Source organism: Rummeliibacillus sp. BSL5 (genome assembly GCF_052928305.1).
In genome coordinates this window covers 113,365-125,601 of the sequence record NZ_JAVGCV010000003.1, presented here as the reverse complement: position 1 = coordinate 125,601, position 12,237 = coordinate 113,365, and the positions used below count along the sequence as shown (strand labels likewise).

General features: G+C 39.3%; 12 protein-coding genes. 9 read left to right on the top strand and 3 right to left on the bottom strand.

Going from position 1 to position 12,237, the window contains the following annotated elements:
• Positions 1 to 174: 174 nt before the first annotated feature.
• The gene (locus RCJ93_RS12275) at positions 175 to 729 is read left to right on the top strand and encodes a DUF5105 domain-containing protein (RefSeq protein WP_446739137.1); all 555 of its coding nucleotides are present in this window, start codon (positions 175 to 177) and stop codon (positions 727 to 729) included.
• A 73-nt stretch (positions 730 to 802) separates the two neighbouring features.
• Here RCJ93_RS12275 and RCJ93_RS12270 read toward each other — a convergent pair whose 3' ends face one another.
• Positions 803 to 1,378: a DNA-3-methyladenine glycosylase gene (locus RCJ93_RS12270; RefSeq protein ID WP_446739136.1), complete on the bottom strand. Its 576-nt coding sequence runs from the start codon at positions 1,376 to 1,378 to the stop codon at positions 803 to 805.
• Positions 1,379 to 1,475: 97 nt separating this feature from the next.
• Between RCJ93_RS12270 and RCJ93_RS12265 the strand changes: the two genes are divergently transcribed.
• Positions 1,476 to 2,120, top strand: coding sequence for a hypothetical protein (locus RCJ93_RS12265; protein ID WP_446739135.1), 645 nt, complete (start codon positions 1,476 to 1,478; stop codon positions 2,118 to 2,120).
• A gap of 443 nt (positions 2,121 to 2,563) precedes the next feature.
• Positions 2,564 to 4,624, top strand: coding sequence for a sensor domain-containing protein (locus RCJ93_RS12260; RefSeq protein ID WP_446739134.1), 2,061 nt, complete (start codon positions 2,564 to 2,566; stop codon positions 4,622 to 4,624).
• Positions 4,625 to 4,702: 78 nt separating this feature from the next.
• On the opposite strand, the gene RCJ93_RS12255 is transcribed toward RCJ93_RS12260, so the two are convergent.
• The gene (locus tag RCJ93_RS12255; RefSeq protein ID WP_446739133.1) at positions 4,703 to 5,941 is read right to left on the bottom strand and encodes an MFS transporter; all 1,239 of its coding nucleotides are present in this window, start codon (positions 5,939 to 5,941) and stop codon (positions 4,703 to 4,705) included.
• A 156-nt stretch (positions 5,942 to 6,097) separates the two neighbouring features.
• Between RCJ93_RS12255 and RCJ93_RS12250 the strand changes: the two genes are divergently transcribed.
• A complete protein-coding gene (locus RCJ93_RS12250; RefSeq protein WP_446739132.1) occupies positions 6,098 to 6,715 on the top strand; it encodes a histidine phosphatase family protein in 618 nt (205 codons plus the stop codon).
• Positions 6,709 to 7,089, top strand: a complete 381-nt coding sequence (locus tag RCJ93_RS12245) for an enoyl-CoA hydratase (RefSeq protein ID WP_147197322.1) — start codon at positions 6,709 to 6,711, stop codon at positions 7,087 to 7,089. The genes RCJ93_RS12250 and RCJ93_RS12245 overlap by 7 nt, the downstream gene beginning before the upstream one ends.
• Before the next feature lie 50 nt (positions 7,090 to 7,139).
• On the opposite strand, the gene RCJ93_RS12240 is transcribed toward RCJ93_RS12245, so the two are convergent.
• Positions 7,140 to 7,766 carry a TetR/AcrR family transcriptional regulator gene (locus tag RCJ93_RS12240; protein ID WP_446739131.1) on the bottom strand — a complete coding sequence of 209 codons (627 nt, stop codon included), beginning with the start codon at positions 7,764 to 7,766 and terminating at the stop codon, positions 7,140 to 7,142.
• Between the two features lie 156 nt (positions 7,767 to 7,922).
• Between RCJ93_RS12240 and kynU the strand changes: the two genes are divergently transcribed.
• The 4 genes from kynU (at position 7,923) to kynB (ending at position 12,194) form a co-directional block, all read left to right on the top strand.
• Positions 7,923 to 9,197, top strand: coding sequence for a kynureninase (kynU, locus tag RCJ93_RS12235; protein ID WP_446739130.1), 1,275 nt, complete (start codon positions 7,923 to 7,925; stop codon positions 9,195 to 9,197).
• Between the two features lie 125 nt (positions 9,198 to 9,322).
• On the top strand, positions 9,323 to 10,684 hold the full coding sequence (locus RCJ93_RS12230) for an amino acid permease (protein ID WP_446739129.1): 1,362 nt from the start codon (positions 9,323 to 9,325) through the stop codon (positions 10,682 to 10,684).
• The gene (gene kynA, locus RCJ93_RS12225) at positions 10,669 to 11,508 is read left to right on the top strand and encodes a tryptophan 2,3-dioxygenase (protein WP_446739128.1); all 840 of its coding nucleotides are present in this window, start codon (positions 10,669 to 10,671) and stop codon (positions 11,506 to 11,508) included. Before RCJ93_RS12230 ends, kynA begins: the two co-directional genes overlap by 16 nt.
• Positions 11,509 to 11,570: 62 nt before the next feature.
• Positions 11,571 to 12,194 carry an arylformamidase gene (gene kynB, locus RCJ93_RS12220; protein WP_150285202.1) on the top strand — a complete coding sequence of 208 codons (624 nt, stop codon included), beginning with the start codon at positions 11,571 to 11,573 and terminating at the stop codon, positions 12,192 to 12,194.
• The last annotated feature ends 43 nt before the right edge of the window (positions 12,195 to 12,237 follow it).

Below are 12,237 nucleotides of genomic sequence, written 5' to 3'. Positions count from 1 at the left end.
AGAATGAGTCATTATTTGTCTAATCATAGAAAGAAAAAGTATAAGTCTAAAGAATTAAAGCCTTCAGGAGTACTCATCTGTCATCATCCTTATTCCACTAATGCTAAAATTTAGCTTTTTATTTGTTATAATGGAAATATATTAGGAGGTAGATTGATGTAAAAAGTATTTAGCATGATTGGTTTATTGTTATTAACCAGTATTTTAATGGTAGGATGTGGAGCGGCACAACCAAAAGATACGGTAAAGGATTTTTTCACTGCTTTTAAAGATGGAGATTTAAAGAAAGCTAGTACATATGTGAAGGGCGATATAGATCTTACTAGAAACGGAGATGCGGCTGAGAATAAGAAAGTGTTAGAAGCGATCTCCAAAAGATTTTCTTTTGAAGAGCCGAAAGAGGTTTCGAACGAAAAAGATAAAGCTGTTGTATCTGTCAAAGTAAAATCAGTTGATGTAAGTGAAGTCTTTAAAAAGGTGATAGAAGAAATGAAACCTCAACTTAGCAGCGGCAAAATTACGGATCAAGAAGAAATGAATAAAATGGTGAGTGAACTATTAATTAAGCATATGCAAGATAAGGACATAGATTTAGTATCAAGAACAGAGAAACTGAATCTTAAAAAGAACAAAGACGGAGAATATAAAATCTTGAGTGATGATAATTTCCGTAACGCATTTTTTGCTAATCAAGATAAGGTACAAGGTATATTGCAAAGCATGGAGTAAAAATTTTATGCTCCATTAAAAAAACGGCTATAAACGCCGTTTTTTTTAATAGAAAATTGTAGTTTTCTACAATCTATTTGGATACATAGGGATTCCCAGTTATCCAAAAACGCCATGGATAATCCTTGGCTTCTCCAGAATTGCCGATGCCGATACGTGGGCCAGAGGAGATATGCTCTGGTAATATTCCTGCTGCAATATAGAGAGGTGGTTCAGTAAAGAGCCCGCCATAGTCATTCATAGTTATGCCAAGAGCTTTTGTTAATTTGCCTGGACCGCTCGTCAATTTTCTTAAATCTGTCATTCCTCTCCGTTCTTCCATTAATTCAATTCCCGTATGAGGTTCTACTGCCCGAATGAGGATGGCTTCGGGCTTATCCGTGCCGGAGCTTACGACGTTTACCAGTGTATGGGTATGCATTTGGTACGTATAAATATGGCCGGCTTCTGAATACATGATTTCAGTTCGTTTGGTGCGTCTACCGCCAAAGCTATGGGCTGCACGATCACCGGGTCCCATATAGGCTTCGGTCTCAACAATATAGCCGGCAGTGGTTCCTTCATTTGTTTCCTTTACAAGTAAGCAGCCAAGCAAATCTCGGGCGAGCTCCAGAGTGTTTTTTTGGTAAAATTCAATAGGTAGGATCAACTTGTCCGCCTCCTTTCTTTATATTTTTTCCCTTTGCACCATAAAAATAACAGGTTACGTACATACCAATTTAATAATAAATAAGGAGAAAATCCAAATGATTAAAAACAAAAAATCTTTCATCGCTTCCTGTATTCTTTTAGTAATTTGTATGAGTTTATTTTTTCCATTTCCAAATAACAAAAAGCTTGGAGCTCGTTCAGTCTTTATGTCTTTTCCTATTCAGAATGAAAATGGTTATGTTTTGATGGGCATTGTAGGGTCAATTTTATTCGTTATAGCTATGATTTTGTTCGCCCGGTCTCTGAGAAAATATCATATACGAACAATTCTAGTAGTTGTTATTATATATTCTCTTTTGCCATTGCCTTTGATTGCAGTCTATCAGAAGACAATCGCAAGCGGAATTGCTGCAGTTTCATATGATGGAAAGGGTACCTGTAATTTTGAATCCCCGATTAATGGGCTATTGAAAGGGAAGTGTGATCTCTCACTGTATAATCACAGCAGTAAAAGAGTCATCATTGAATTAGAGTTTTTAGATGAATATACAGAACCGATGGAGTCATCAGTAATGAATATAAACGGACCTTTTAGGATTGTACTAGAACCCAACCATAAAAAAAGAGTTCATCTTAAAGAGTTGCTTGATGTTTCCGACTTGTCCGAGTACATAGAAAGTGGGACTTCAAATGAAGTTCACTTTAAGATAAGTGACAAACATAAAACACGTATTTTTTAGTTAAAGGATAACTGTAAACTAGTATTTTTATGAAAATAGTCTCTATGTATATTAATTCAAATAGTAATAAAGTTATTTGTTTACATTTAAAATTAGGTCATTGTATAATTATATATACTTATAAAAAATAGAGGATTTTAAATATCATGGTAAATTCTTCGTTCTACTTTTTTAATGTTTATAGTGTATTATTGACCATTTGCCTTTCTTTTTTAGGCTGCTACCTTGCCGTTGAATTTAGCAGAAAACTAAGAATCGCTATACATAAATTTAAAAAAATGATTCTTTACTCATTTATTTTAGGCTTTACTTTTTGGTCTGCGAACCTGTTAATAGTCTTTTCGGTTGGTGCTCCGGTAGCTAATCAATACTACTACTTTTTATTGAATTTCTTGTTTAGCTGTATCGGTGCCTTTGTGTCTTTATATGGGGCTCAAAGGGAAATGGAGACAGAGATACAATACATTGCTACAAGTCTGTCGTTAGGATTGTTTATTATAGTTGCAGACTATGGTGCATTTACTGTTTTATATCATCAATACATAGAAATGAAGCCTGTTTTTGTAGCAATGGCCTGCTTGCTGATTTTCGGTATGTCCTTTTCTTTAGTACGTTTTTTAATTCAGATTACGAGAGAAGAGATATATAGTATATACACAAAATGGAAGTATATCGGTTGTTTAATGGCTGGTATATCCTTAGGGATTATTCCATATCTCACACTGATATCATTTTTTGATTTTTCAAGTGTACATGCAGGACAGCAAGAGCAACAGTTCATTCTTTTGCCTTTTATCTTATTAATTGGAGCTAACATCTTTTTAACTCTTATTCCAGATTTATTTGGTGAAGTAATTCTCAAAAAAAATGTGGAGTCATATAAATCGCTGTTCAATCATAATCCGGATGCTGTTTTTTCGGTTGATTTAGCAGGCAATATTCAAGATGTGAATGAAGAGGCATCTCGGTTGTCTGGATACAGTATTGAGGAATTATCAGGTATGTCCATTCAAGCACTCATCAATGAACCTGAAAAAAATATGTCCAAATTATTTAAAGAAGTGATTAATGGCAAAGTGACGCTGACAGAATCAAAGCTCTTACGTAAGGATGGCAGTTATGCAGAGGTCTCCATAACGGCGGTCAGAATGATTATTGATCATATGACCATTGGCGCCTATGGCATTGTCCAAGATATTACAGAGCAGAAAAGGGCACAGGAGAAGCTTACATATATTGCTTATCATGATGATCTAACAGATCTTCCGAATAAACGAAGCATGGAAAAAAGAGTAGGTCAGACAATTGAAGAAAATGAACATTTTGGTTTAATCTATATTGATTTTGATCGATTTAAACGAATTAATGATAATTATGGACATAAGTACGGAGATATGGCATTAAAAAAAATGTCTGCTCGTTTAAATGAGTTAATGCCTTCAGATAGCCTACTTGCAAGAATTGGGGGAGATGAGTTTTTAGCTTTCATTCCCCAAAAGCATGATATAGAAGAGCTTGCAAAAGACATTCTATCGGCTTTTTCTTCGCCTATTAAGGTACATGACAATGAATTCCAGATTACCTGTAGCATTGGCATTTCCTGTTACCCAGAAGATGCAACTACGCTAAAGGATTTATTCATTTTCGCAGATTTAGCCATGTATCAGGCGAAAGAAAATGGTGCTAACAACTATATTCGATACAGCAAAGAAATGACTGGGCATGTGTTAAATAGGCTCGAGCTTGAGAATGATTTGAGAGATGCGTTAACAAATCATTCGATTATGGTTTATTATCAGCCAAAATACAATAGCCAAAGCAATCGTATGATTGGAGCAGAAGCCCTAGCAAGATGGCAGCATCCGAAATACGGCTATATCCCACCGAATATATTTATAAGAATAGCGGAGGAGTCGCAGCTCATCATTGAATTAGAAAGAGAAATCATTAAGATAGTCTTCGGACAAATTCGTAGATGGCTTGATGAAGGAAACCAAGTGCCGAGAACGTCAATTAACTTATCATCAGTGCAATTTTATCGTGATGATTTAATTCCTTTTTTGCAACAAGCATTGGAAACATATCAAATAAGCAGTGAGTATATTGAGTTTGAATTAACAGAATCGATTATTCTAAGAGACAGGGTAAACGTAAATGAACGTTTTGATGAACTCATTGACATGGGCTTTGAACTATCGATTGATGATTTTGGCACAGGCTACAGTTCACTCAGCTACTTGCATAAATTGGCGATCAACCGTTTAAAAATTGATAAAAGCTTTATCGATGATTACCAAGAAAATGCAGAGGTTATTGCGACGATTATCTCTCTGGCAAAACAACTGAAGCTGAATGTGATTGCAGAAGGAGTCGAAACGAGGGAACAAATTGATTTCTTAAGCGACCTATCCTGCTATGACATCCAAGGGTATTACTTCTCACCACCGCTTCCAGTCTGTGAATATGAAGGGAAGCTGCAATCTCTCAGATTAAACAACCTATAAACAAATAAAATATTTGAAAAAAAATGAAACACCTTATTGTTTGGCTTTTGAAGCAAAACAATAAGGTGTTTTTAAAACTCAGCTCATGGCAACTTGAGTATTCTTTTTTGTAAAAGCTTTTAATACAAAAAAGAAATATAGAGTTGCGATGAAATAAATAAAGGATGTAATACTGAAAACAGCTGCATAGCCCCAGTAAGAGCCATAAGTGACAACCAGTGTTGTGGAAACAGGGCCCATAAAAGCCCATCCTAGGTTGAAGGCCATCTGGTTTGCAGAATTAGCAACGCCTTTAGAACGATCGTTCACTAACGACATCATCAAAGACATTTGAATGGGATTACCTGCATTCATAAGGGCTTGCCGAAATAGAAAAGCAATCGATGCTACAAATAGGTTTCCGGTGAAAGCTGTGATGAGTAAAAAAGGTAGAGATAGCATTTGCAAAAGCACAACTGCTTTCACCTCGCCGAACCTTTTGACCACTGCGGGCCCTACAAACATAGCGATGGCAGTTCCTGCTTGGCCAACGGATAAAATTAGGCCAATCGCTGAGTTGGATGCATGGAAACGGTCCGCAAAATATAGATTCAAATAGGGAATGACAAGACCAGAACCTGTTCCAATCAATAGTTGGGAAAGGAAAAAAATTAAGATTATCTTGCGACTTACCGATCCTATCGGCTCTCTTAATAAAGGCGGCTGTTCAGCAGCCTTTAAAGGCTCTGCTAATTTAGCGAAAGGAATCATGGCGCTTGCAAAAATGATGGAGCCAATCAACAATGCCAAGCGAATAGCGCTAATATCTTCAACAAGTAGTTTGAATACATCTGTTAAGAAACCGCCTAACAAGTTGCCGATAACATTCGCCGCTGTGGTAATGGCAAAGTGAAAGCTGAATAGATGTACCCGCTGATCTGCTGTTGAATTTTCTGCAAGCATGGGAATCACCATAACCTGAAAAAATGCTGTAGCTCCACCTAATAAAAAGGCGATGCTTAATAAAAGGCTCGCTGATTCTAACACGGATCGTAGTAGCATAAATATACCTGCTGTGGCAAGGCCAAAGAGAAGTATCTTTTTTCTGCCTTTACGATCGCCCATTATGCCGGCTGGCAAAAGAAATAAAGCCGTGGCAAGTGATGTGAGAGAGATAACCTGCCCGTTCATCGTATCTTCATAGCCTAGTGACCGAATATAGAAATTATAAATAATCGCTGTAATGCCTAAACCAATTTGGATAAAGATATTTCCTAACAATAGTAATTTAATATTTCGGTTATACGACTTGAAAAAAGTAAGAGATTCACGCAACATACTATAATTCGCCTTTCTAATAATTCGTTAATCTAAATATAATGTGACTGATGAAAATTGTAAATACAAAAATTTTAAAATAGACTGAAAAATTATTAGACGTTAGACTGAATGTGTATAACAAAATTAGTAAAGTGGTAAGGGGAGCGGATGGGAATGGAATTATTGGTCATAAGGCATGGACAATCAGAGGCGGATATTCTGGAGGTGCACGAAGGAAGAGCTGATTATCACTTGACCGAACTGGGACAAAATCAGGCTCGAAAAATGGCTAGTCGTGTACAGGAACATTTTCCACCGGACATTATCTTGGCAAGCACGTTGAAAAGAGCCAGTCGGACAGCTGAAATTTTACAAGAAGCGATTGGTTGTGAGATTAGGTATTTTGATGAATTAAGAGAGTTTGATAATGGCGTTTTAGCAGGACTTTTAAGGAAGGAAGCAGCCGTGAAATATCCATTGCCATTAGGGGGAAGGCCAGCCCATATTCCAATACAAGATGGGGAATCAGCAATCGAGTTACGTTATCGGGCTGAGAAGATATTTCAACAAATCATATACGATTTTAAGGAGACAGAAAGGATTGCCATTGTATCCCATGGGGGACTGATTTCAAATCTCCTGGGTGCTTTTCTCAATCTGCCATTTCAGTCGAAATTTCAATTTCATACAGGAGATACAGGAATTCATTTGCTCGAGTTAAAGGAGGAAATACGTGCAGTAAAGTTTATGAATAGTCTGCAGCATCTAAAAAAGGGGAAATTACATTGTTGAAGACAGGGGACATAATCCATTTTGAACGGACTTTTACGAAGAGAGATGTAGAGATGTTCACAGCGTTATCCATGGATGAGGGTGACCATCATACACAGCCTGATGGACTTGGAAGAGTGGTGGTTCAAGGTTTGCTGACTGCTACTATGCCCACAAAAATAGGTGGAGAATATAATGTACTGGCACGCACGATGAACTTTGAGTTTTTCAGGCCTGTCTTTACTGAGGATACGATTCAGTGCCAGGTAAAGATTGAGAAAGCAGAGCCGGATCATGCAAATAGAATCGCTATATTGGCGAGTTTTCTTTGTACCAATCAGTTGGAGAAACAAGTTTTGAGTGGCAGCTTTTCTGGCGTCATCTTAACAGAATAACGAGATAACCCAGTGTCCCAGACGTGCTGATTACGCAGGGACACTTTTCTTTATTCATTCGTTTGGTAGAGTCCTCCTGTATAAACAGCCGTGATAGTTTTTGCGATCTCTTCCACTGTACCTTGCTGTTCATTGCGGACAATTTCCCACAGGTACATTTCATTTGTATAGAACCAGCTGCGGGCTACAAGCTTGTGGTTGAGTTCTGCTTTGGCTAGTCCGTATTTTTGAGCGTATGCAATATCCTCTGAAATTCGTTGGATGAACTTTTCGCGGATAGCATTCCACTTTGTTGAAATGGAGGACGAAATGCCAATGGCTTGCTCGAACAATTGCAGCATGTTACGTTCCGTTTCGGCCATTTTCAAAAAATCCATTGCCTGTGAAAGGATAATATCGCGTGCTTCTTCCTTTGAAGAGGGTGAAAATGAAACTTCCGCTATTTGATAGAACTTTTCCATTACATGGTCCATTAAGACGATGAGGATTTCTTCTTTCCCGCTGAAATGGACATAGGCAGTGCCATAGCCAACCTCTGCCTTTTTAATAATTTGGGAGATGGTTGCTTTTTGAAAGCCTTCCGTCAGAAATATTTCGCGAGCAGCTTGGAGGAGCTTTTGTTTTGTTTTGATAGAACGTAAATGGCGTTTGTCTTGAACCTCTTCTTTGTTAGTCATCAGTTATGCCTCCTCATATTCTTTCACATTAGCATATAAAGAAATACTTTAAAAGGAAAGATGTATAATAGTATAAATTTTCAGAATATATTATTGACGTGATGTCATATTTATTGGTATAGTCTTTTAAAAAGATGACAAGAGGGAGGATTTACAATGACAAAGTCAACTTTAGAATACGCGAAACAACTAGATGAAAGAGATACATTAAGAAGATTCCGAGAAGAATTCTATCTTCAACCAGGTACTATTTATATGGATGGGAACTCTTTGGGTTTACTTTCAAAAAGGGCGGAGCGTACGCTTTTCGAGTCAGTGGAGGATTGGAAAAAATACGGTATCGACGGATGGACACAAGGCCAACATCCGTGGTTTGAACTATCTGAGAGATTAGCAGAAATGCTGGCGCCGCTAGTAGGGGCGAGAGCAGATGAAGTGATTGTCACCGGTTCAACAACGGTCAATCTGCATCAATTAGTAGCAACTTTTTATCAGCCTGAGGGGAAACGCACAAAAATTATTGCGGATGAACTGAATTTCCCAACAGACATATATGCCCTGAAAAGCCAGCTTCGCATTCATGGCTTTGATCCTGAACATCATTTAATCGAAGTGAAAAGCAGGGATGGCCGTACAATTGAAGAAGACGATATTATTGCTGCAATGAGCGATGAAGTGGCATTGGTGATTCTTCCAACTGTACAGTATCGCAGTGGTCAACTATTGGATATGAAACGATTGACAGATGAAGCGCATAAACGAGGGATTTTAATTGGCTTTGACGGTTGTCATTCAGTTGGCTCGATTCCGCATGCTTTTAGTGACTGGGATGTGGATTTTGCCTACTGGTGTAATTATAAATACTTGAATGGTGGACCTGGGGGTGTGGGCGGTTTGTATGTAAATCGGAAACATTTCGGTGCAGAGCCTGGCTTGGCTGGATGGTTTGGTTCAAGAAAAGATGTTCAATTTGACCTTTTGCATACATTTACTCCTGCAGACACTGCTGGCGCCTATCAAATCGGAACTCCGCATGTATTGAGCATGGCACCGCTTTTAGGCTCGCTCGAAATGTTTGCAGAAGCGGGAATGGAACAGATTCGAAAGAAATCACTCGAAATTAATGAATACTTCATGGAGTTAATTGATGCAGAACTAGCTGATTTTGGTTTTGAAATCGGAAATCTCCGTGATGATGTTCGTCGCGGCGGCCATGTTTGTCTCGAGCATCCGGAAGCTGCCCGTATTTGCAAATCTCTAAAGGAACATGGAGTTATTCCAGATTTTCGTGCTCCAAATGTGATTCGCCTTGCACCGATTGCCCTTTATACATCATACGAGGATGTGTGGAATGTAGTGCAGATTTTAAAAGAGATTATGGATGAGAAGCAATATGAGAAGTTTACCAATGAGCGAGAAACAGTTGCATAGATTGATAGATTTATATATCTTGTAATGAATAAGGAATACCACAGTGTTATGACTAACCTGTAAAGGAAAGGCGGATTCATATGGAAAAAGGTTTAAAGAGGGAGCTGAAAACCAGGCAACTGACAATGATTGCGATGGGATGTGCAATTGGGACGGGGCTATTTCTAGGGAGTGGGCTCGCCATTAGTACGGCAGGTCCCGGCGTCCTTCTCAGTTATGCTTTGGGCGCGTTTATCATTTTGTTGCTTATGGGGTGCTTAGCTGAAATGACTGTCGCCCATCCTTCATCAGGTTCGTTTGGGTTGATTGCAGAGAAATACATTCATCCTTTCGCAGGCTATCTTGTCCGGTATTCCTACTGGATCGCAAATGTGCTGGCTGTTGGAGTAGAAGTAAGTGCCATTGCTGTTTATATGAAGTACTGGTTTCCCCACGTGCCGGGCATGGTCTGGATTCTGCTTTTTGGTGTAGTGCTGATTTATGTAAATGCAACGAGCGTAAATACTTTCGCAACGTTTGAATACTGGTTTTCAATGATTAAAATTAGCGCAATCATCGGTTTTATTTTATTGGGGGCGTACATCTTGCTCGGGCCATCTGGCGGCTCTTCGACAATAGGACCGCAAAACCTTGTGGATAGCGGAGGATTCCTTCCATTTGGTTTAAAAGGCGTCTGGATTGCCGTATTTATTTCCTTGTTTAGCTTTCTAGGAACAGAAATGATAGCGGTTACTGCAGGAGAAGCGGAGGACCCGGATGTGGCTGTACCCAAGGCATTGAAAGCGACAGTTTTCCGCCTTTCCACTTTTTATGTCATCACCTTAGCGATTATGCTGATGATTGTTCCTTGGAAAAGTGCGGGCATTGATAAAAGTCCATTTGTGAAAGTAATGGAGATATTGAATATCCCGGGTGCATCTGGCATTATGAACTTTATTATTTTGACAGCTGCTTTATCTGCGATGAACAGCCAATTATACGCGTCAACAAGGATGGTATTTTCTTTGTCTCGGGCAAAATCAGCGCCAGCAGTTTTTGGTAAATTAAACAAAAAGGGCGTACCGTTATATGCTCTGGGAATCTCAGCGATGGGTATCATCATGGCGGCCGTTGTAAGTGGATTATTCCCAAGGACATCCTATGCATTCATGATGGGAATTTCCATGTTTGGCGCCATTTTCACTTGGTTCATGGTTTTCGTATCGCACTTATTCTTCCGAAAAAAATGGGAGAGAGCTGGCGGTCGTCAATTGCCCGTGAAGATGATCGGCTTTCCGTATTTGACAGCATTAGGAGCCATTCTCTTGGTCAGCTTAATGATTACTACCTGGTTTACGTCATTTAAAATACTGCTTCAATTTGGTATTCCATGGCTCGCCTTTTTAAGCGTTATCTATTTTCTTTTCCAGCGTAAAAAAGAAAATACGCCATTACAGCAAGAGAACACGAAAGACGACGAGGAGGATTTAGAATGGAAAACTCAGTGAGTAACAATTTAGAAAAGGGCATCCAATTGGATTTTGAAAAGGAGATGTCATACGGCGATTACCTACGCCTTGATCAAATTTTGACAGGTCAGCATCGGCTTTCAGACCACCATGATGAAATGTTGTTTATTATTATTCACCAAACGAGTGAACTTTGGATGAAGCTCATTCTGCATGAACTACATGCGGCGATTGAGTGTATTCAAAAGAACGAGTTAGAACCATCCTTCAAGATGCTGTCGCGTGTTTCTAGAATTCAGCAGCAGCTTATTCAATCATGGAGTGTTCTTTCCACGTTGACGCCTGCCGAATATATGGAATTCCGTGATAAGTTGGGGCATTCTTCTGGATTTCAATCCTACCAAAATCGCTTGATTGAGTTCGCGCTTGGAAATAAAAACGCCCGCACGCTTGCGGTTTATGAACATCAGCAAGAGGTTTATCCATTGCTAACGAAGTCTTTAAAGGAACCGAGCATTTATGATGCAGCCATTTCAGCGCTTGCCAAGCATGGTTTAAAAGTGGATGAAAAAGCGTTAAATCGTGATTGGACACAAAACTATGAACCGAATGAAAGTGTAGAAGAAGCGTGGCTGACAGTATACCGCAATACAGATCAGTATTGGGATTTATATGAATTGGCAGAGAAGCTGGTGGATATCGGCAATCAGCAGCAGATTTGGCGTTTCAACCATATGACAACTGTCGAACGAATCATCGGCCATAAGATGGGCACTGGCGGTTCATCCGGCGTCAATTATTTAAAAAAGGTATTGGATCACCAATTCTTCCCTGAATTGCTGAGTTTGCGTACAAAGCTGTAAGGTATTTTAAGGAGCTTTTTATGCAGAAACAGTGAACAAGAGAATGAGGAGGAGAAATACAGATGGATTCGTGGATTGATATTTCATTGCCACTAAATCAACAGACGGCAGTTTGGCCAGGTGATACGCCATTTACGTATGAGGTGAATTGGAGCAAAGAAGAAAGCGGGTCAGTCAATGTTGGCCGTATTACAATGAGCATTCATACAGGTACACATATTGATGCACCATTCCATTTTGATAATGATGGAAAGAAAGTCTCAGAGCTTGATGTGAATGTGTACATTGGGAAAGCCCGTATCATTCATTTGCCAGTACCCTCTTCTATTGGGATAGAAGCACTCGCTGGTGTAGATTTAGAGGGAGTCAGCCGTTTATTGATTCGCACGGATGTATGGCCGGATCGAAGCGTGTTTCCTACGGCAATCCCAGAGATTGAGCCGGAGCTTGCTTCTTATTTAGGGGATAAAGGAATTCGTTTGCTAGGCCTAGATTTGCCGTCCGTGGATCCGATTGATAGCAAAGAGCTGTTATCTCACCATGAATTAACAAAACATGGCATTCACATACTAGAGGGCTTGGTGTTAGATCAAATTGAACCAGGGGATTATGAGCTGTCTGCATTACCGCTTTCCCTAGCTGAAGCAGATGGGAGCCCAGTCCGCGCAGTAGTGAAGCGTCTGTAGAGAGTATTTAAAATAAGAAGGATCTTTTTGCATGTCTATAGCA